Here is a 20,346-nt window from a genome sequence, read left to right on the forward strand (position 1 = left end):
GGGTGGTCGGCCCGCGCCGCTGCGCGGCTGGTTGCGGGGGGTGTGCGGGCGGCCGGGCTGACGGGGCGTCAACCGGCTGGCGCGCCGGAGTACTCCCGGTATTCATCCAGTGTTCACGCGCCCGCCTCGTCGGTGTGGTCAGCGGCCCCGGGTGGGTTCGCCGCGGCGCACCGCGCCGGGGGCCCGGCCGGCGGGGCGGTCGGCGCGGTGCGCCGAAGTGAGCTGCCAGGGCACCGAGATGACCATCACGCCGGGGGTGAACAGCAGCCGGCTCTTGAGCCACAGGGCGGTCTGGTTGTGCAGCAGGTTCTCCCACCAGCGGCCGACCACGTACTCGGGGACCAGCACGGCCACCGCGTCGCCGGGGTGAGCGGCCGTCAGCTCCCGCACGTGGGCGACCACCGGCTTGGTGATCTCCCGGAACGGCGAGTCGAGCACCCGCAGCGGCACCTCGACCCCGGCGCCGTCCCACCGGGCGCGCAGGTCGGCGGTGGCCTCCGGCTCGACGTCCACGGTGAGCGCCTCCAGCGTGTCGGGGCGCATCGCCTGCGCGTAGCCGAGCGCCCGCAGGGTGGGCTTGTGCAGCTTGGAGACCAGCACCACGGCGTGCACCCGCCGGGGCCGGTCGGTGCCGGGCTCCTCGGCCGCGAGTTCGGCGGCGACGGCGTCGTAGTGGCGGCGGACGCCGCGCATGGCCAGCCAGAGCAGCAGGGCGGCGACCACGGCCAGCCAGGCGCCCTGGGTGAACTTGGTGATCAGCACGATCACCAGCACCAGCGCGGTGGTGCCGGCGCCCAGCCCGTTGATCACCCGGGAGCGGCGCGCGGCGGCCCGGGCGGCGGGCTCGGCCTCGGTGGCCAGCGCCCGGTTCCAGTGCCGGACCATGCCGATCTGGGAGAGCGTGAAGGAGGTGAACACGCCCAGGATGTAGAGGTGGATCAGGCTGGTGACGTCCGCCCGGTAGAACCAGAGCAGCGCCCCGGCCACCACGGCGAGCGCGATGATGCCGTTGGAGAACGCCAGCCGGTCGCCGCGGGTGTGCAGCTGCCGGGGCAGGTAGCGGTGCTGGGCGAGGATCGAGGAGAGCAGCGGGAAGCCGTTGAACGCGGTGTTCGCGGCCAGGATCAGCACCAGTGCGGTCACCGCCTGCACCGCGTAGAACAGCACGCTGTCCGAGCCGCCGAAGACGGTGGCGGCGAGCTGGGCGATCACGGTCTGCTGGGTGTACGTGCGGCAGTCCCCGGCCAGGCCGGTCAACTGGCAGGCGTCCTCGACGTAGTGGACGTGCGAGGTCAGCGCGAGCAGCGTGACGCCGGCGAACATCACCACCGCGACGACGCCCATCACCGCCATGGTGGCCGCGGCGTTGCGGGACTTCGGGGCCCGGAACGCGGGCACCCCGTTGGAGATCGCCTCGACGCCGGTCAGCGCGGTGCAGCCGGAGGCGAAGGCGCGCAGGCCCAGCATCAGCAGCCCCAGGCCCTGGAGCGCGTCCTTGCCGTGCTCGGGCGCGACGCCCAGGTGCGCGGTCGGCGCCTGCGGGCTGTCGCCGAACGCGAGCCGGACCAGGCCGGTGGCCACCATCAGCAGGATGGCGCCGATGAACAGGTACGTCGGCGCGGCGAACGCCCGGCCGGACTCGCGCACGCCGCGCAGGTTCACCGCGGTCAGCAGCGCGGTGAAGCCGAGCGCCAGCGCCACCCGGTGGTCGGCCAGCGAACCGAACGCGGAGATGACGTTGTCCACGCCGGAGGCCACCGAGACGGCCACCGTCATCACGTAGTCGACCAGCAGCGAGGCGGCCACCACCAGCCCCGCGTTCGCCCCGAGGTTGCGCGAGACCACCTCGTACGAGCCGCCGCCGCTCGGGTAGGCGTGCACCACCTGCCGGTAGGAGAGCACCACCACGGCCATCAGGGCGACCACGCCCAGCGCGATCCACGGCGTCAGGTACAGGAACGCGGTGCCGCCGACGGTGAGCACCAGCAGGATCTCGCCGGTCGCGTAGGCCACCGAGGAGAGCGGGTCGGAGGCGAAGATCGGCAGCGCCAGCCGCTTGGGCAGCAGCGTCTCGCCGAGTTCCTCGCTGCGCATGGCGCGGCCGATCACGAGGCGCTTGAGCGCCTGGGGGAGGTTGAGCACAGCACGGGAGCGTATGTGGCCCGTCCACCCGGCAAGCCGCCTGTCCAGCCCGCCCGTTTCCCGCGTTTCCGCAGGCCAGCGGCGGTTTCACTGATCGAATCGAAGGCCGGGGGTGGTGGGGGCCACCCGTTAAGGATTCGTCAATATCGAGCGGGAGCGTGGGACGAAGCGGCCGGAAACGGTCGAAAAAGGTCAGCCGGTCGGGGGTGGCCGGGCCTCGGCCGCGGGCGGCAGATGCGGGCGGCGGGCGGCGGGTGGCGGGTGGTTACGGGCGGCGGGTGGCCAGCAGCAGGCCGGAGGCGCAGTCCAGGGGCGTGGCGTGCAGGCGGGGGTCGCCGGTCAGCCGCTCGACCAGGGCGTCGACCGCCGCGGCGTGGTCGGCGGGCCAGGTGGGCTGCGGCAGCAGGTCGTCGACCAGGTACAGGCCGCCCGGGGCGAGCAGGTCCAGCGCCCGGTCGAGGTGGTGGAACTTGCCCGGCCAGGTGTCCGCGAACACCAGGTCGAAGCCGCCGGGCGGCAGCGCGTCGATCAGCTCCGCCCCGTCCCCCACCACCAGCTCCAGCCGCGGGTCCGCCGCCAGGTGCTCGGCCGCGACCGCCGCGACCGCCGCGTCCAGCTCCACGCTCAGCAGCGTCGCGCCCGGGTCCATCCCGCTGAGCAGCCAGCTCGTGCCCACCCCCGCGCCCGTCCCCAGCTCCAGCAGCCGGCCCCCGGGGCGGGCCGCCGCCAGCGTCCGCAGCAGTCGTCCCGTCACCGGGTCGCAGGACATCTCGAACCCGAGCGCCGCGCACCCGCGCGCGATCGCGGCCAGCACGGCGGGGTGGGAGTCGGTCGTGAGCGCCATGGCGCGGCCTCCGGGGGTGACGGTCCGTCAGTGGTCGCGACACGCTAGCGGCGCCACCGGGCCCCGCACAGCGAATTCCGCCCCGTGGGCGCCGACGGGGCCGGGGCAGGTGTGCATCGGGCGGGCGATACGCAATAAATGTGAGGTACGTGACCTTCTTCCCTTCTGGGCGGTACGGGTGTTTGCCAGCCTGGTCCGCATCCGACCTGCCGAAGGAGACCCCCGTGACCGGCACCCCCCGGCGCGCCGTCCGGCTGCTGCTCATGGCCGCGGCCTCGCTGTCCGTCCTGCTGCCGCTGCTGCGCGGCGCCACGACGGCGGGAGCGCTCGCCGAGTTCGGGGCGGGGCGCGGGACGGCGGTGGCCGCCCAGCTGGGCTCGGCGCTGGCGCTGCTGACGGCGCTGCTGGTGGCGGGACGTGCGGTCGACGCCCGGGGGTGGCCGAGGGTGCTGCGGTGGGCGCTGGGGGTGATGGCGGCGGGCGGCGCGGTCGCGGTCACGGCCGGGCACTCCTGGACGTACCTGGCCGGGCGGGCCGTGGCGGACGCCGGGTCGGCCGGGGTGCTGATCGCCGCGCTGGCCTCCGTCCCGCTGCTGAACCTGCCCGGGCGGATCACCCGGGTGGTGGGCGGGGCGGTCGCGGGCGTCGCCGTGGTGCTGGTGCTCGGCGCGAACGTCGCGGTGCGGATCGACACGGCGGCCGGCTGGCGGCTCGGCGAGGCGGTGGTCCCGGCCGCCGCCGCGCTGCTGCTGCTCGTCGCGCTGCGGCTGCTGCCGCGCGACCGGCTGCCCCGTTCGACCGCCCGCTCAGGGCCCGTGGGCGGACCGGGGGTGGCGGCGGCGGTGCTGCCGGCCGTCGCGGGCCTGGAGCTGGGCCCGCTGCGCGGCTGGTCGGACCCGGTGGTGGGCGGGCTGCTGGTCGCCGCGGCGGCGCTGTTGGCGGCCGGCCGGGTGCGGGCCGTCCGGCGCGCCCGGAGCCGTCCGGGCCCGGCGGTGCCCGGCGTCCCGGCCCGGGCCGCGGCCGGGGCGCTGGTCGCGGGCGCCACGCTGGGCTTCACCCAGCTCGGGCTGACCGCGGCCGTCCCCGTGCTGCTGCTCCAGCGCGGGGTGCCGGCGACCCACGTGACGCTGTCGATGTCCGGCTACGGGCTGGGCATGCTGGCGGCCGGGCTGACCGCCCGGCACTGGCGGCTGACCCCGCTGACCAGCTCCTCGCTGGGCCTGCCGCTGGCCGCCGTCGGCCTGGCCTCGCTGCACTTCCTGCCGGACGGGGCCGGGCAGGCGGCGCTGGTCGCGGGCGCGGTGGCGGTGCTGGTCGGATTCGGCCTGGTGATCACCCAGATCCCCTACCTGGCCGGGTTCCTGGCCGCGCTGCCCCGCCAGCGGCGGGCCGCCGCCTCCGCGCTGTACCCGGTGGCGATCCTGCTCGGCGGCGTGCTGGCCCAGACCGTGCCGGGCAGCTCGGCGCTGCTGACCGGCACCGACGACCCGGACGCGCTGAGCACCGTGCTCTGGGTGGCCTGCGGCGCGGTCGCGCTGGTGGCGATGGTGCTGGGCCGCCCGGTGGTGTCGCTGACCGTCGCCGCGGCGGCCGGGCTCCAGCACCTGCTGCTGGTCGCGCTGGCCGGCGAACGGGTCGCCGACCGCCCCGGGGCCGCGGTGGCCGCGCTGGCGGTGGGCGCGGCGGCCGGGCTGGTGGCCTGGAGCCGCCGCCAGCAGTCGGAGCGGCTGGCCCGCGTCCGGGCCAGCGAGATCGCCCTGCAACAGGCGGTGCTGCACCCCATCCCGGCCCGGCTGGGCGAGCTGCGCCTGACCGGCCACTACCAGCCCGCGACGGCGGGCACCGGCGTCGGCGGCGACTTCTTCGAGGCGGTGCGCACCCCGCACGGCACCCGGCTGCTGATCGGCGACGTCCGGGGCAAGGGGTTGCAGGCCGTCCAGACCGTCACCGAGCTGCTGGGCTGCTTCCGCTCCCAGGCGCACGAGACCGCCGACCTGGGCGAGCTGGCCGCCCGGCTGGACCGCCAGCTCGCCCGGCTGGCGGCGGCCCGCGGCGACGAGGAGCTGTTCGCCACCGCGCTGCTGCTCCAGCACCGGGACGGCGTCGACCAGGTCGAGGTGGTCAACTGCGGGCACCTCGCGCCGCTCCGGGTCGGGCCGGACGGGGCCGGTGCCGTCCCCGTCCCGGCGCTGCTGCCGCTCGGCCTGGGCGCGCTCGGGCACGGCCCGGCCCCCGCCCCGACCCCGCTGGCCCTGCCGGGCGGCTCGGCGCTGCTGCTGCACACGGACGGGCTGAGCGAGGCGCGCAACTCCTCCGGCGAGTTCTACCCCCTGGACGAGCGGCTGTCCGTGCTGGGCGCCGCCGACCCGGGCCGCCTGATCGCCGGCCTCGTCTCGGACGTCCGGGACTGGACGCACCAGCTGTCGGACGACATCGCGCTGATCGCCCTCACCCGGGCGCGGGCCGGCTGACGCGCCCGGGTGAGGGCTCCCCGGGTGGTGGCTCCCTGGGTGCGGGGGCGGGGGGCGACTCCCCCGGGTGGGGACGGTCGGCCGGGCTCCGGTGGCGGAACCGGGGCAGCGCCGGGAGGGTGGCTGGCGGGGGGACGCACCGGATGTCCCGAACCGGAAAGAGCGAGAGATGCCCGAAGTCACCACCCCGTACGCGACCGGCACCCCGTGCTGGATCGATCTGATGGCGAAGGACCAGCAGGCGGCGCTGGACTTCTACCGCGACCTGCTCGGCTGGCAGGGGCAGCCCGGCCCGGCCGAGTTCGGCGGGTACGCGGTCTGCGAACTGGACGGCAAGGCCGTGGCCGGGATCGGCCCGGCGATGGCGCCGGAGGGCATGCCGGAGCCGCCGACCGTCTGGACCGGCTACCTGGCCAGCACCGACGCCCAGGCCACCCAGGACGCGATCGTCGCGGCGGGCGGCACGCTGATCGTCCCGACCGTGGAGGTCGGCGGCCTGGGCCGGATGCTGGTCGCGGCGGACCCGCAGGGCGCGGTGTTCGGCGTCTGGCAGCCCGGCGAGTTCCACGGCGCGCGGGTGGTCAACGAGGCCGGCGCGCTGGTCTGGAACGAGCTGCACACCAACGACGTGCCGGGCGCCACCGCGTTCTACGGCGAGGCGTTCGGCATCGAGATCGAGCCGGTGGACGGCATGGACTCGTACTGGGAGCTGCGGGTCGGCGGCCGGGCCGTCGGCGGGGTCACCCTGCTGGCCAACGACCCGCCCGGCACCCCGGCGCACTGGCTGACCTACTTCGCCGTCGACGACGTGGACTCCACCGTGGACGCGCTGGTCCGGCGGGGCGGGACGGTGCTCGCGCCGCCGTTCGACATGGCGGCCGGGCGGATGACGGTGGTCGCCGACCCGCAGGGGGCGCCGTTCGCGATGATCAAGCCGCAGCCGATGTCGTAGGGCGCGCCGCGCCGGCGTGAGCCGCGCCGCTGCCCGTCCAGCCGCCCGTCCCGGTTCCGTCCGGGGCGGGCGGTGCGTCGTGCCGGGCGGTGCGTCGTGCCGGGCGAGGCGGCGGGAGCGGCAGGCCGGGCGGGGCGGCGGGCGGGGGCGGTGTCGGCTGTGTCAGGATTTCCGCAGGTCATCGGGACAGCGTCGCTCCCGGCCGGATCGGAGAGAACAGCCGTGCCCACAGCCGTCGCCCCTAAGCCCCTGCTGCTCCGGGACGGGCGTCCCGCCGCCGCCGGGTGGTCGCTCGACCCCGGGATGCGGCACCTCAACCACGGTTCGTTCGGCGCGGTGCCGCTGGTCGCGCAGCGCGAACAGCAGCGGCTGCGCGAGGAGATGGACGCCTCGCCGGTGCTGTGGTTCCCCGGGCTGCCCCGGCGGGTCGCCGCCGCGCGGGCCGCGATCGCCGAATTCCTGCGCGTACCGGCCGAGTTCACCGCGCTGGTGCCGAACGCGAGCGCCGGGGCGAGCGCCGTGTACGGCAGCCTCCCGCACCGGGACGGCGGCGAGGTGCTGGTCACCGACCACGGCTACGGGGCCGTCACCATGGGCGCGGCCCGGCTGGCCCGGCGCTGGGGCGGCTCGGTGCGCACGGCGCACGTGCCGCTGGCGGCCGGTCCGGCGGAGGCCGCGGCGGCGGTGACCGGGGCGGTGACCGAACGGACCGCGCTGATCGTGCTGGACCGGATCACCTCCGCGACCGCCCGCTACCTGCCGGTCGACCTGATCGGCGCGTTCGCCCGCGAGCGCGGCGTCCCGCTGCTGGTCGACGCCGCGCACGTGCCCGGCCTGGACGAGGACCCGCTGGCCGGGGCGGACTGCGACGCCTGGGTCGGCAACCTGCACAAGTTCGGCTGCGCGCCGCGCGGCACCGCCGCGCTCGTCGCCCGGGGCGAACTCCGGCACTCCCTCCACCCGTTGATCGACTCCTGGGGCGCGGAGGAGCCGTTCCCGGAGCGCTTCGACACCCAGGGCACCGTGGACGTCACCGGCTACCTGGCCGCGCCGACCGCGCTCGACTTCGTCGCCGAGCAGTGGGGTTGGGCCGACACCCGCCGCTACATGAGCGAACTCGCCGACTACGCCCAGCAGTTGGTCGGCGAGACGATCACCGCCGCGACCGGCGAACTGGCCACGGCGGAGGTCGGCATGCCGGTGGGCGCCCTCCGCCTGGTCAGGCTCCCGGCCGGCCTGGGCCGCACCCGCCTGGAGGCCGACGGCCTGCGCGACCGCCTGGCCGCCGAGTTCGGCGTCGAGGCCGCCTTCACCAGCTTCGGCGGGACGGGGTACTTCCGGCTGTCCACGCACGCGTACAACACGGCGGAGGACTACGAGTACTTCGCGGAGCGGTGCGTACCGGTGCTGTGCGCCTGGGCCCGGGAACGCTGACCGCACCGGCACGCGGGCGCGGTCGGCGGGGCCGGCGCCGAAGGTGGTGGCGGAGTGGGCGAAGGCGAAGGTTCCCGATGGGCGCACGGGCGCGACTGCGGGCACCGGCACCGACAATCATCGGAACGCGGGGCGAAGCACCTGCCGGAACGTCATCCGGCCTCGGGGGTGGTCTCGGTGTCGAGCCAGGCGAGGTAGGCGGGGGATCCGGCGGTCACCGGGACGGCGATCACCTCCGGGGTGTCGTAGCTGTGCAGTTCGCCGATCCGGGTGACGAGGCGGTCGGCCAGCGCGGCCCGGGTCTTGAGGTCGACGCGCCACTCGGGGGCGTCCCGGACCTCGCCGTCCCACCGGTACACCGAGCGGACGGGGTGCAACTGCGCGCAGGCGGCGAGGCGTTCGCGGACCAGGGTGGCGGCGAGGGCGCGGGCGGCGGCCTCGTCCTCGTGGGTGGTCGTCACCACCAGGTACCGGTGCGGGGGCGGGGGCTGCTGCTCGGTCATGGGCCGAGCGTACGGGGCCGGCGGGTTCCGGGCCGGGGGTCCGGCGGGTTCCGGGCCGGGGTGCCGTGACGGCCCGGGCACCCCGCACGCGGGCCGTCACGGCGTTCGGCGGGCGCGGCCCCGGTCGCCCGGGGTTCCCCTCCCGGGGAGCGGGCCGCGCCGCCGGTTCGGGTGGCTGTCGCCGCTGACCGCCCCACGTGGGGGTGGGGTCGGTCAGCGGCGGGACCGGGGGTGGTCAGCGGCGCTGCCAGAGGGCCGGGACGTTCGGCGGCTCCCAGCCCGCGTACGCGATGTGGCCCTGGAGGCAGACGTAGCCGACGCCGTTGTAGCTGACCAGGTCGCCGGCCTTGTAACTGGCGCCGACCGCCCAGGTGGTGGAGCCGCCGGGGGTGGAGGCGCTCGGGCCGGGGCTCGGCGAACCCTGGGTCGGGCTGCCGCTGGGGCTGGGCGTGCCGGTGCCGTTGACGTTGAGCACGAAGTCGAAGCCGGCCTCGCGCCCGTTGCCGACCTGGCGGACCGTCATCACCAGGTCGGGGTCGAAGATGGTGTCGGTGGAGTTGCGCGGCTCGTTCGGGAAGTACAGCTGGGTGGTGAGGATCGGCTGCCCGGGGGCCTGCACCTTGACGTGGAGGTGCCGGGTGCGGCCCGGGTAGAGGCCGGGGACGATCGTGGTCAGCGTGTACGCGCCATTGGCGGCGCTGAACTGGTGGCCGCGGAAGGTGTAGCCGGAGTTGTCGTAGGTGCCGTTGGTGTCGGCCTGCCAGAAGTCCAGCAGGGCACCGGAGATCGGCAGGCAGTTCCGGCCGAAGACGTAGCCGCTGACGGTCAGCGGGGTACCGGGGGTGCCGCTGGTGACCAGGTTGGTCCGCAGCGGGGAGCCGGGCTTGAAGTACGGGCCCTCGATCTGCTCCTCGGTGACGTGCCCGTCGGTGCACTGGGGGGTGAGCGGGGCCGGGACGTCGGCGGCGACCGCGTCGCGGGCCAGGGCGACGCCGCCGCCGATCAGGACCGGTGCGGCGCCGGCCAGGGCGGCCGCCTTGAGCAGGCCCTTGCGGCTGATCCGGCGATCGGCCAGTTCGCTCAGGCCGTCCAGCGGGTTGTGGGGGGTGGGCATGGCTCTCCGTTCGACTGCTGCGGTGGTCGCCGCCCGCCCGGGGCTCCTTGGACGGGACATGACATGCGGCGGGGTCGGGCCTCCCGGCGCGGCGGCGCTGTGGGGTGCCTCCGACGCTAGGCCCTGCCCGGCCGGACCGTCGATGGACGGGGTCGGCGGGACGTGGTGCATTCCTCAACCGCCGCCGGGCTGTCGGGTTTCCGGGCCGCCAGGCCGTCGGGTTTTCGGGCCGTCAGCTCGCCTGCTCGCGGAACTCGCCCGGGGTGCGGCCGACTTCGCGGCGGAAGAAGCGGCAGAAGTAGGCCGGGTCGGAGAATCCGGCCGCCGCCGATACCTGACGGACCGTCATGTCGGTGGTGGTGAGCAGGTGTTTCGCCTCCAGGGTCTGCTGCTCGCGGACCAGCCGGGCCGGGGTGCGGCCGGTGGCCTCCTTCACCACCTCGTGCAAGTAGCCGGTGGAGACGCCGAGTTCACGGGCGATGGCGAGCACCGAGCGGTCGGCGCGGTCGGCGTCGGTGATCATCCGGGTGAACCGGGCGGCCAGCGGATGACCGGCCGCCCGGGGAACCGCGGCCCCGCCGCCACCGTGGGCCACCCGCAGCGCACGCACGAGCAGGACGTGCAGCAGCGCCTGTAGCACGCCCACCGCACCGTCCAGACCGGCCTCGTGCTCGGCCGTCAACTCCCTTAGCAGGCCCAGGATCTCGCGGTGCTCCCGCCCCTCCGGCCGGACCGCCGGGCCACCGGCCAGGGCGCGCAGCAGGGCCAGGTCCTCCGGATGCCGGTGCAGGAAGTCCTCGTTGAACAGCAGCACCCACCCGTCGAGCCGCCCCGCCCCGGACCAGCGGTGCACCTGACCGGGCAGCACCGCGTACAGCGTGGGCGGCTGGATGCGGTGCTCGACCAGGTCGATGACGTGCGTCCCCCCGCCCGCCGTGACGTAGACCAGCTCGTAGAACGAGTGCCGGTGCGGGAAGTCCGCCCGGGAGAGCGGCCCGACGGCGTCGAAGCTGCCCGCCGCGAACGGCAGCAACCCCGGGTCGGGCACGTCCAGGTCGTGCAGTTCCAGGCCGCTGGCCGGTCGGAGCCTCATCGAGCCAGTGTGCGCAAACGCCCCGCGAACCGTCCAGCGGCCCAGCCCGACCGGCACGCACCGGCAAGCGGGGGTGGGGGTTCGATGGAGGGAGGTGGGAGGGCAAGGCCGACCGTCGGGCCTCCGTCCGGGCGTCATGCCCGCGTTGGACGGCCAGTCCGCTGCCGGGCGGCTGCTCACGGACCTCGGCCCGGGCGGGTGCGGCGTGGCGGCCGACCGTCTCGCCGTGTCCCGGTGCCGCACCGCCTGCCGCGCCACGACGCCCGTCCCCCGTTCACCTCCGCGTTCCCGGTCCTGCTCCGGGCGGGCTTGCGCGGGCCGTGGGGGGGGTCAGACCAGCAGGAGGGTGCCGCAGGATTCGGTGAGGGCGGTGCGGGCATCGGTGGGGAGGGCCTGGTCGGTGATGAAGCAGTCGAGGTCGGTGAGGGCGGCGAAGCTGCTGAGGCCGACGATGCCCCACTTGGTGTGGTCGGCGACGGCGACGGTGCGGTGGGCGGAGGCGATCAGGGCGCGGTTGGTCTGGGCCTCGGCGAGGTTGGGGGTGGTGAGGCCGGCGCGTTCGCTGACGCCGTGGGCGCCGATGATCAGGAGGTCGACGTGGAGGGAGCGGATGGCCTGGTCGGCGAGGGGGCCGACCAGGGCGGCGGAGCGGGTGGGGGCGCCGCCGGTGAGCAGGAGGGCGGGGCCGTCGTCGCCGCGGGTGCGGACGAGTTCGGCGACGGGGAGGGAGTTGGTGACCACGGTGAGGCCGGGGACGTCGAGCAGGCGGGTGGCGACGGCGTAGGCGGTGGTGCCGGCCGAGACGGCGACCACGCTGCCGGGCTGGACCTGGGCGGCGGCGGCCTCGGCGAGGGCGGCCTTGGTGTCGGCGGCGAGGCTGGACTTGGCCTCGAAGGCGGGCTCGTCCGCGGTGGTGGTGCGGGCGACCGCGCCGCCGTAGACCTTGCGGACGGCGCCGGTGCGGGCGAGGGCGTCCAGGTCGCGGCGGACGGTCATGTCGGAGACGCCGAGTTGGTCGACCAGTTCGGCGACCTTGACGGCCCCGTCCCGGCGGACCAGGTCGAGGATCAGGGCCCGGCGCTGGTCGGCGAGCAGTCCGCCGTCGGTGGTCACTGTGGTCCTCCACGGGTGCTGGGGTGGGAGGGGATCAGCATAGTTCGCCGGGGCCGCGCCGACCCTGTTCGGGTGTGGGGTTGTGTGTTTGAATGTGTTGGATATGTTGCCCGACCGCTCGTGGACGGCCCGTGAACGCCGCTGAACGCCCGCTGGAGTGCCCGATGACCACCGATGCCGCCACCGATGCCGCCGCCGTTTTCGCCTCCGCCTTCGGCGACGTCCCCGACGGCGTGTGGGCCGCCCCCGGCCGGATCAACCTGATCGGCGAGCACACCGACTACAACGAGGGCTTCGTGCTGCCCGCCGCGCTCCCGCACGCCACCCGGGTGGCGGCCCGCCGCCGCTCCGACGGCCTGGTGCGGCTGTTCAGCGCGCAGGGCGACGGCGCGGTGGCGGAGTTCGCGGTGGACGGGCTGGCCCCCGGGACGGTGTCCGGCTGGGCGGCGTACCCCGCCGGGGTGTTCTGGGCGCTCGCCGAGGCCGGGCACCCGGTGGGCGGGGCCGACCTGGCGTTCGACTCGGACGTGCCGTCCGGGGCGGGCCTGTCCTCGTCCGCCGCGCTGGAGTGCGCCACCGCGCTCGCCCTGGACGAGCTGTACGGCCTGGGCCTGGACGCCCCCGGCCGGGCGCTGCTCGCCCAGCGCGCCGAGAACGCGTACGTCGGGGTGCCGTGCGGCGCGCTCGACCAGATGGCGTCCAGCTGCTGCGTCGCGGGCCACGCCTACTTCCTGGACACCCGGACGCTGGCCGGCCGCCAGGTGCCGCTGGACCTGCCCGCGGTCGGCCTCTCCCTGCTGGTGATCGACACCCGGGTCAAGCACGACCTGGGCGACGGCGCGTACGCGGGCCTGCGGGCGGGCTGCGAGCGGGCGGCCGGGCTGCTGGGGGTGCGGGCGCTGCGCGACCTGGGGGTGGCGGAGCTGGCGGCGGCGCAGGAGCGGCTGCCGGCCGAACTGCGCCCGCTGGTGCGGCACGTGGTGACGGAGGACCAGCGGGTGCTGGACGCGATCGCGCTGCTGGACGCGGGCGACCCGCGGGCGCTGGGCCCGGTCCTGACCGCCGGGCACGCCTCGCTGCGCGACGACTACCGGGTCTCCTGCCCGGAGACAGACCTGGCGGTGGCCGCGGCGAACGCGGCGGGCGCGCTGGGCGCCCGGATGATGGGCGGCGGGTTCGGCGGCTCGGTGCTCGCCCTGGTGGACACCGAGCGGCTGGCGGCGGTCGAGCGGGCCGTGCGCGAGGCGTTCGCGGCGGCCGGGTACGCCGACCCGCACGCCTTCCCGGCGGTGCCCGCGCAGGGCGCCCACCGGGTGCGGTAGCGGGCGGGGAAGCGGGTGCGGTAGCGGGCGCGGTAGCGCGGGGAAGGCCGCAGGCCCGTCCGGGAGGTTCCGGGCGGGCCCTTCTCCGTGCGGGGCGAGGGTCGCGTGGGGCGGGGGGTGGGGTGCGGGGCCGCGGGTCAGAGCGCGCGGAGGGTGCGGGCGGCGGTCTCGGGGTTGATGTCGTTCATGAACGCGCCCATGCCGGACTCGGTGCCGGCCAGGTACTTGAGCTTGTCCGCGGTGCGGCGGAGGGTGAACAGCTCCAGGTGGAGGGCGAGTTCGGCGGGGGCGGGGCGGGGGGTCTGGTGCCAGGCGGCGATGTAGGGGGCCGGGGCGGGGAACAGGCGGTCGAAGCGGCGCAGCAGGTCGAGGTAGACCCGGGGGAACTCGGCGCGGGCGGCCTCGTCCAGGGCGGTGAGGTCGGCGGCCCGGCGGTTCGGGTAGAGGTGCACCTCGTACGGCCAGCGGGCGGCGAACGGGACGAAGGCCGTCCAGTGCTCGCCGGCCAGCACGACCCGGGAGTCCGGCTTGCCGGTGGTGGCGCGTTCGGCGGCCAGCACGTCGTCGTACAGGTCGCGGCCGGTGGCGGCGCGGTGGGCGGCGGCGCGGTCGAGGGCGAGGGCGGTGCGCGGGGTGGTGAACGGGAAGGCGTAGACCTGGCCGTGCGGGTGGCCGAGGGTGACGCCGATGTCGGCGCCGCGGTTCTCGAAGCAGTAGACCTGCCGGACGCCGGGGCGGGCGTACAGCTCGGCGGTGCGGTCGGTCCAGGCGTCCAGGACGAGGCGGGCGCGCTCCTCGGTGAGGTCGGCGAAGGAGGCGTCGTGGTCGGCGGTGAAGCAGACCACCTCGCAGCGGCCGGTGCCGGGGGTGAGCGCGTACGGGCCGTCCGACCGGGGGGTGACGTGGGCGGCGGAGGAGTCGGCGAGGGACGGGAAGCGGTTCTCGAACACCGCGACCTGGTAGTCGGCGGCCGGGATCTCGCTGAGCCGGCCGTCCCGGGACGGGCAGAGCGGGCACTCGTCGGCCGGCGGGTGGTAGGTGCGGCCCTGGCGGTGCGCGGCGATGGTGACCGCGTCGCCGCTGAACGGGTCGACCCGGACCTCGGAGGCGCTCGCGGCCCGCTCCAGCGGGCGCCGGTCGACGGCGTCGCGGGGGGTGGGCTCGGTGTCGTAGTAGATCAGCTCGCGGCCGTCGGCCAGCTCGGTCACCGTCTTGTGCACGGCGGCACTCCTCGTGGTTCGCAGCGCGGCTCGGGCAGGGCGGGGCAGGGTGAGCCGACACATCAAACATCTTCGAACAGACAGCATCACAATGCAACACCCCTCCGGCGCGGCGGCCGGAGGGGTGTCGTGGCGGGAACGGCGGCGGGACGGCGGCGGGCGGCGGGTGGCCCGGGGAATGGCCCGGCGCGGGGGCAGGTCAGACCTTGGCGAGGACGTCGCCGACCAGTTCGCGGGCCTCGGACTGGACCTGGGCGAGGTGCTGCTCGCCCCGGAAGCTCTCGGCGTAGATCTTGTAGACGTCCTCGGTGCCGGAGGGCCGGGCCGCGAACCAGGCGTTCTCGGTGGTCACCTTGAGCCCGCCGATCGCCGCACCGTTGCCGGGGGCGTGGGTGAGCACGGCGGTGATCGGCTCGCCGGCCAGCGTGTCGGCGGTGACCCGGGAGGCGTCCAGCGCGGCCAGGGCGGCCTTCTGCTCGCGGTCGGCGGGGGCGTCCACCCGGGCGTAGACGGGGTCGCCGTGCCGGGCGACCAGCTCGCGGTGGAGCGCGGAGGGGGTGCTGCCGGTGACGGCGGTGATCTCGGAGGCGAGCAGGGCCAGCAGGATGCCGTCCTTGTCGGTGGTCCACGGGGAGCCGTCCCGGCGCAGGAAGGACGCCCCGGCGGACTCCTCGCCGCCGAACGCCACGCTCCCGTTCAGCAGCCCGTCGACGAACCACTTGAAGCCGACCGGGACTTCGAGCAGTTCGCGGCCCAGCCCGGCGGCCACCCGGTCAATCAGCGAGGAGGAGACCAGGGTCTTGCCGACGGCGGCCGCGGCGGGCCAGCCCTCGCGGTGGCGGTACAGGTAGTCGATGGCGACGGCCAGGTAGTGGTTGGGGTTCATCAGCCCGCCGTCGGGGGTGACGATGCCGTGCCGGTCGGCATCCGCGTCGTTGCCGGTGGCCAGCGCGTACGCGTCGCGCCTGTCGATCAGCGAGGCCATCGCGTACGGGGAGGAGCAGTCCATCCGGATCTTGCCGTCCCAGTCCAGGGTCATGAACCGCCAGGTGGGGTCGGTGAGCGGGTTGACCACGGTGAGGTCGAGCCGGTGGGTCTCGGCGATCCGGCCCCAGTAGGCGACGGACGCGCCGCCCAGCGGGTCGGCGCCGATCCGCAGGCCGGCGTCCCGGACGGCGTCCAGGTTCAGGACGGCGGGCAGGTCGTCGACGTACGTGCCGAGGAAGTCGTAGCGGCCGGTGGTGTCGGCGGCCAGCGCCCGGGCGTAGGGGATCCGGCGGACGCCCTCCAGGCCGGCGGCGAGCAGCGCGTTGGCGCGGCGCTCGATCCAGCCGGTGGCGGTGGAGTCGGCGGGGCCGCCGTGCGGCGGGTTGTACTTGAAGCCGCCGTCGGCGGGCGGGTTGTGCGAGGGCGTCACCACGATGCCGTCGGCGAGCGCGGCGGGGCGGGTGCGGTTGTGGGTGAGGATCGCGTGCGAGACGGCCGGGGTCGGCGTGTAGCCGTCGGCGGTGTCCAGCAGCACGGTGACGCCGTTGGCGGCGAGCACCTCCAGGGTGGTGGCCCGGGCGGGCTCGGACAGCGCGTGGGTGTCGATGCCCAGGAACAGCGGCCCGGTGGTGCCCTGTTCGGCCCGGTAGTCGCAGATCGCCTGCGCGGTGGCCGCGATGTGGTCCTCGTTGAAGGCGGTCCGCAGCGCCGAGCCCCGGTGGCCGGAGGTGCCGAAGGCGACCCGCTGGGCGACGTCCTCCGGGTCCGGGTGGAGCGTGTAATAGTCCGTCACCAGGCGGGCGACGTCGATCAGGTCCTGCGGCTGGGCCGGCTGCCCGGCCCGTGCGTGCACCATCGTGGCTACTCTCCTCGTTCGGTACGGCAACAGTGCCCGCGACCATCATGCGGGCCGCGGCACCCCATCTGCGGGAACGCCGGGGAGCGCGCGGACGGCACCCCGTCGGCGGACGCGTGACGCGACTACCCCGCCGACCAGGCCGTTACCCCCCGTGCACACCACCGACACCGTACGCGGCGGGCGGCGCGCGGCGGGTAGCGCGGGGCGGGCGACGCGCGGCGGCGACGCAGGGGGCGGCGGGACGACGGGGCGGCGGGGCGACGGGGCGACGGGGCGACGGGGCGACGGGTGGCGGGGCGACGGCATCGGTCGGCGGCTTTCCGGCTACCGGACGCCGCGTCGCCCGCCCTAGGTTCGGTCCATGGCCGAGATCAGCTACCGGGCGACCGACGCCTGCGCCCTGCACGCCACCGTCCTCGGGTCGGGCCCGCCCCTCGTCCTCCTGCACGCCGGCGGGCCCGACCGCCGGAGCCTGCTGCCGCTGGCCGAACGGCTCGCGGACCGCCGCACGGTCGTCCTGCCCGACCTGCGGGGCTACGGCCGTTCGGTCTGCCGGGACCCGGCCCGCCACACCTGGGCCCGGTACACCGAGGACGTGATCGGGCTGCTGGACCACCTCGGCCTGCCCGGCGCCGTCCTCGCCGGGGCGGGCCTGGGCTCCACGGTCGCGCTCCGGACCGCGGCCGCGCACCCGGACCGGGTGGAGGCCGCCGTGCTGATCGGGGTCGAGGACATCGAGGACGACGCGGCGAAGGAGGCCGAGATCCGCTTCCTGGACGCGTTCGCCGCCCGGGTCGCGGCCGACGGCATCGAGGCCGCCTGGGCGCCCGTGCTCGCCGCCCTCCCGCCCGTGGTCGGGGCCATGGTGCGCGACGCCGTCCCCCGGTCCGACCCCGCCAGCATCGCGGCCGCGACCGCCATCGGCCGCGACCGCGCCTTCCGGCACGTCGGCGAACTCGCCCGGATCACCGCGCCGGTCCTGGTCTTCCCCGGCACCGACCCGCGCCACCCCACGGCCCTCGCCGCGCAGGCCGCCCGCACCCTCCCCCACGGCCGGCTGGCCGCGGTCCGGATCGACGCCGACCTCCGAACGCCCGAGGACCTCGCCCGGGCCGTCGCCCCGGCGATCCGAGCCTTCCTGGACTGAGCCCCCCAGCGCCTCGGCTACTTCTTGCGGCCGCCGCCGCCGCTACCGCCGCGCTTGGGCTGGGCGGTGCGGGTGCCGCCGGCGCGGCGGGGCTGGCCCGGCTTGGGCTTGGCGCCCTGGCCGGTGCGGTGCTGAGACTGGGCGGGCTGCGGGCGGGCGGGCTTCTTGGCGGACGGGCGGCGCTGTTCCTCGGCGGCGGCGGTGCGGCCGCGCGAGCTGTTGGCGGTCCGGCCGCGGACGATGCCGATGAACTCCTCGACCAGGTCGGTGGTGGCGGCCTCCGGCCAGGCCAGGGCGACCTGCGACTGCGGGACGTCGACCAGCGGGCGGTAGGTGAGGTCGCGGCGGTGGTGCAGCCGGGCCAGCGACTGCGGGACGGCCAGCACGCCGACGTTGGCGGCGACCAGCTCGATCGCGTCGGCGGTGGTGGCGGGGCGTTCGAAGGCGGGGCGGCCGGGCGGCTCGGGCCAGTCGAGAGTGTCGTCCTGCGGGTGGAAGACGACCTCCTCGGCGAGGTCGGCGGCGGTGACCTCCTCGGCGGCGGCCAGCCAGTGGTCCTTGGGGAACACCACCACGGTGGTCTCGGTGTACAGCGGGATCGCGCTCAGCACCGTCCGGTCCACCGGCAGCCGGACCAGCCCGGCGTCCGCCCCGCCGGAGAGCAGCAGGGCGTGGCCGTCGGCGGGCGCCGACTGCAGCAGTTCGACCGGGACGTCCGGCAGCCGCTCCTGCCACACCCGCAGCCACTTGGTGGGCGTCACCCCCGGCACGTACACCAGGCGGAAGGGGGCGGGGGACTGCTCGATCTCGGTCACGCGTTCCAGGCTAGCGGGCCGCGGCGCCCAGGCCCGTCCCGTCCGGATCGGTGGGGACGGCCGCGGGGACGGCGGTGGGGACGGCGGCGGAGGCGGGGGCGGGGCGGGGGCCGTGACCTGGGCGTGGGCGTCCGCCGCACCCCCGGGGCGATACCCTTGGGCTCATGACTACGCCCAAGCCCAAGACCTCCCAGACCATGAAGCCCGCGACCGCGGCCAAGAAGCTGGGGATCTACCTGGCGGCGACCCCCGCCGAGTTCCAGGCGGGCGTCGTCACCCGCGACGAGCTCAACGCGATGCAGGCCGAGCCCCCGCAGTGGCTCGCCGACCTGCGGCGCAACGGTCCGCACCCGCGCCAGGTGGTGGCCGCCCGGCTCGGCATCTCGGTCACCGGCCTCGGCCGCGCCGGGATCACCGAGGCGCTGACCACCGAGCAGATCGACGCGCTGCGCGACGAGGACCCGGAGTGGCTGCGCCGCGAGCGCGCCACCCAGGCCGACGTGCGCAAGGAGGCGCAGCGCGCGAAGGAGGCGGAGGCGAAGGCCGCGGCGGTGAAGGCCGCCCGGACCGCGGGCCGGGCCACCGCCGCCAAGTCCGGCCGCAAGTAACACGATCTGATCGTTCCAGCGGCGTCCGCGCGCGTCGGCACCCTTTCGGATGATGCGGGTCCGACATAAACGGCGGTGCACAGTACGTGAGCTGACGGTCCGTCAGCATGGCGGCCATGACGTCGCTACGCCGTACCAGCACCGCAGCTCTCGTCGCCTGCGCGGCCCTGCTGCTGCCGCTCGCCCCCACCGCCCACGCCGCAGACCGGGCCGGCTCCCGTCCCACCGAAGCGGCCGTCGCCGGTCTGCTGGACGGGATCCGGCAGGACCCGGCCCGGCTGGACGCCTTCCTGCGGGCGATGCCCAAGGGCGGGGACCTGCACAACCACCTGTCCGGCGCGGTCTCCACCGAGCTGCTGATCCGGCTGGCCGCGCAGGACGGCCTGTGCATCGACTCGGTGACCTCCACCGCGGCCACCGGCCCCTGCGAGGGCACCCTGCGCCCGGCCGGGGACGCGCTGGCCGAGGGCGAGTTCCGCACCCAGGTGATCCGGGCCTGGTCGATGCAGGACTTCACCCCGGGCGAGGAGTCCGGTCACGACCACTTCTTCGCCACCTTCGGCAAGTTCGGCGAGGCCAGCTGGCGCCACCCCGGCACGATGATCGCCGAGGTCACCGACACCCTGGCGGCCCAGCACCAGAGCTACCTGGAGACCATGCTGACCCCGGCCTCCGGCGGGGTCGCGGCGCTGGCCGCCGAGGTCGGCTTCGACCCGGACTTCGCGGCGCTGCGGCAGAAGCTGCTGGCCGACGGCCGGATGCAGGCCCTGGTGGACTCGGCCCGCGCGGACCTGGACGCCGCGATGGCCGAGTACCGGGCCACCGAGCACTGCGGCACCGCGCAGGCCCGGCCGGGCTGTTCGGTGACGGTGCGGATCCAGTCCCAGGCCAGCCGGGCGTCCACCCCGGCGCGGGTCTTCGCCCAGTTGCTGATCGGCCTGGAACTCGCCTCCCAGGACGAGCGGTTCGTCGCGGTGAACCTGGTGCAGCCGGAGGACTACCAGCCCTCGCTGGACAACTACCAGCTCCAGATGGAGATGCTGGACTTCCTGCACCCGCTCTACCCGAACGCCCACATCACCCTGCACGCGGGCGAGTTGGTGCCCGGCCTGGTGAAGCCGGAGGACCTGACCTTCCACATCCGGCAGGCCGTGCTGACCGGCCACGCCGAGCGGATCGGCCACGGCGTGGACGTCACCCACGAGGACGACGCGGCGGACCTGCTGCGCACCCTGGCCGAGCGCAAGGTGCTGGTCGAGGTGCCGCTGACCTCCAACGCGCAGATCCTCCAGGTGGAGGGCCGGGAGCACCCGTTCCCGCTGTACCGCAAGTACGGGGTGCCGACGGCACTGGCCACCGACGACCCGGGCGTGGAGCGGATCGACATCACCCACGAGTACGTCCGCGCGGCGCGGACCTACCACCTGGGCTACCAGGACCTGAAGGACCTGGCGCGCAACTCGCTGGAGTACGGCTTCGTGGCCGGCCGCAGCCTGTGGCGGGACCGCGACGGGTTCAAGCCGGTGCCGGAGTGCCAGGGCCGCGCCCTCGGGTCGGAGAACCCGGCGCCGAAGTGCGCGGCGCTGCTGGCGGCCAGCCCGAAGGCGGCGCTGGAGTGGAAGCAGGAGGGGGCGTTCCGGGCCTTCGAGACCTCGGTGCTGCACCTGAAGTAGCCTGCGGCGCAGGTGGTTCGGCGGCCCGCCGGGGGTGTCCCCGGCGGGC

16 protein-coding genes are annotated in these 20,346 nt (G+C 75.7%); 7 read left to right on the forward strand and 9 right to left on the reverse strand.

Going from position 1 to position 20,346, the window contains the following annotated elements; translation table 11 throughout:
- Positions 1-138 precede the first annotated feature (138 nt).
- On the reverse strand, positions 139-2,094 hold the full coding sequence (locus K353_RS14560; RefSeq protein ID WP_111554110.1) for an APC family permease: 1,956 nt from the start codon (positions 2,092-2,094) through the stop codon (positions 139-141).
- Between the two features lie 313 nt (positions 2,095-2,407).
- Positions 2,408-2,986, reverse strand: coding sequence for an O-methyltransferase (locus tag K353_RS14565; RefSeq protein ID WP_111554015.1), 579 nt, complete (start codon positions 2,984-2,986; stop codon positions 2,408-2,410).
- 224 nt (positions 2,987-3,210) lie between these two features.
- On the opposite strand from K353_RS14565, the gene K353_RS14570 reads away from it, so the two are divergent.
- From K353_RS14570 to K353_RS14580, 3 genes are all read left to right on the forward strand, one after another.
- Positions 3,211-5,457, forward strand: a complete 2,247-nt coding sequence (locus tag K353_RS14570) for a PP2C family protein-serine/threonine phosphatase (protein WP_111554016.1) — start codon at positions 3,211-3,213, stop codon at positions 5,455-5,457.
- A gap of 169 nt (positions 5,458-5,626) precedes the next feature.
- Positions 5,627-6,409 carry a VOC family protein gene (locus tag K353_RS14575; RefSeq protein ID WP_111554017.1) on the forward strand — a complete coding sequence of 261 codons (783 nt, stop codon included), beginning with the start codon at positions 5,627-5,629 and terminating at the stop codon, positions 6,407-6,409.
- 222 nt (positions 6,410-6,631) lie between these two features.
- The gene (locus K353_RS14580; RefSeq protein ID WP_111554018.1) at positions 6,632-7,843 is read left to right on the forward strand and encodes an aminotransferase class V-fold PLP-dependent enzyme; all 1,212 of its coding nucleotides are present in this window, start codon (positions 6,632-6,634) and stop codon (positions 7,841-7,843) included.
- 152 nt (positions 7,844-7,995) lie between these two features.
- On the opposite strand, the gene cutA is transcribed toward K353_RS14580, so the two are convergent.
- The 4 genes from cutA to K353_RS14600 form a co-directional block, all read right to left on the reverse strand.
- A complete protein-coding gene (cutA, locus tag K353_RS14585; protein ID WP_111554019.1) occupies positions 7,996-8,346 on the reverse strand; it encodes a divalent-cation tolerance protein CutA in 351 nt (116 codons plus the stop codon).
- Between the two features lie 235 nt (positions 8,347-8,581).
- Positions 8,582-9,460: a carbohydrate-binding protein gene (locus tag K353_RS14590; RefSeq protein ID WP_111554020.1), complete on the reverse strand. Its 879-nt coding sequence runs from the start codon at positions 9,458-9,460 to the stop codon at positions 8,582-8,584.
- A 232-nt stretch (positions 9,461-9,692) separates the two neighbouring features.
- The gene (locus K353_RS14595; protein WP_111554021.1) at positions 9,693-10,553 is read right to left on the reverse strand and encodes a helix-turn-helix domain-containing protein; all 861 of its coding nucleotides are present in this window, start codon (positions 10,551-10,553) and stop codon (positions 9,693-9,695) included.
- 330 nt (positions 10,554-10,883) lie between these two features.
- Positions 10,884-11,666, reverse strand: a complete 783-nt coding sequence (locus K353_RS14600; RefSeq protein WP_111554022.1) for a DeoR/GlpR family DNA-binding transcription regulator — start codon at positions 11,664-11,666, stop codon at positions 10,884-10,886.
- Between the two features lie 164 nt (positions 11,667-11,830).
- Here K353_RS14600 and galK point away from each other — a divergent pair, with 164 nt between their 5' ends.
- Positions 11,831-12,988, forward strand: a complete 1,158-nt coding sequence (gene galK, locus K353_RS14605; protein ID WP_111554023.1) for a galactokinase — start codon at positions 11,831-11,833, stop codon at positions 12,986-12,988.
- A 137-nt stretch (positions 12,989-13,125) separates the two neighbouring features.
- On the opposite strand, the gene galT is transcribed toward galK, so the two are convergent.
- Both galT and pgm read right to left on the reverse strand, forming a co-directional pair.
- Positions 13,126-14,208 carry a galactose-1-phosphate uridylyltransferase gene (gene galT / locus K353_RS14610; protein WP_111554024.1) on the reverse strand — a complete coding sequence of 361 codons (1,083 nt, stop codon included), beginning with the start codon at positions 14,206-14,208 and terminating at the stop codon, positions 13,126-13,128.
- 199 nt (positions 14,209-14,407) lie between these two features.
- Positions 14,408-16,051, reverse strand: coding sequence for a phosphoglucomutase (alpha-D-glucose-1,6-bisphosphate-dependent) (pgm, locus tag K353_RS14615; RefSeq protein ID WP_111554025.1), 1,644 nt, complete (start codon positions 16,049-16,051; stop codon positions 14,408-14,410).
- 364 nt (positions 16,052-16,415) lie between these two features.
- Here pgm and K353_RS14625 point away from each other — a divergent pair, with 364 nt between their 5' ends.
- On the forward strand, positions 16,416-17,201 hold the full coding sequence (locus K353_RS14625; RefSeq protein ID WP_111554026.1) for an alpha/beta fold hydrolase: 786 nt from the start codon (positions 16,416-16,418) through the stop codon (positions 17,199-17,201).
- 17 nt (positions 17,202-17,218) lie between these two features.
- On the opposite strand, the gene K353_RS14630 is transcribed toward K353_RS14625, so the two are convergent.
- The gene (locus tag K353_RS14630) at positions 17,219-18,016 is read right to left on the reverse strand and encodes a LysR family substrate-binding domain-containing protein (protein ID WP_111554027.1); all 798 of its coding nucleotides are present in this window, start codon (positions 18,014-18,016) and stop codon (positions 17,219-17,221) included.
- A 164-nt stretch (positions 18,017-18,180) separates the two neighbouring features.
- Between K353_RS14630 and K353_RS14635 the strand changes: the two genes are divergently transcribed.
- Both K353_RS14635 and K353_RS14640 read left to right on the forward strand, forming a co-directional pair.
- Positions 18,181-18,624, forward strand: a complete 444-nt coding sequence (locus K353_RS14635; protein ID WP_111554028.1) for a DUF5997 family protein — start codon at positions 18,181-18,183, stop codon at positions 18,622-18,624.
- Between the two features lie 107 nt (positions 18,625-18,731).
- Complete coding sequence (locus K353_RS14640; protein WP_111554029.1) at positions 18,732-20,297, forward strand: adenosine deaminase; 1,566 nt, start codon at positions 18,732-18,734, stop codon at positions 20,295-20,297.
- Positions 20,298-20,346 lie beyond the last annotated feature (49 nt).

The sequence above is a fragment of the Kitasatospora sp. SolWspMP-SS2h genome (assembly GCF_003259315.1).
Classification (GTDB): Bacteria; Actinomycetota; Actinomycetes; order Streptomycetales; family Streptomycetaceae; genus Kitasatospora; species Kitasatospora fiedleri.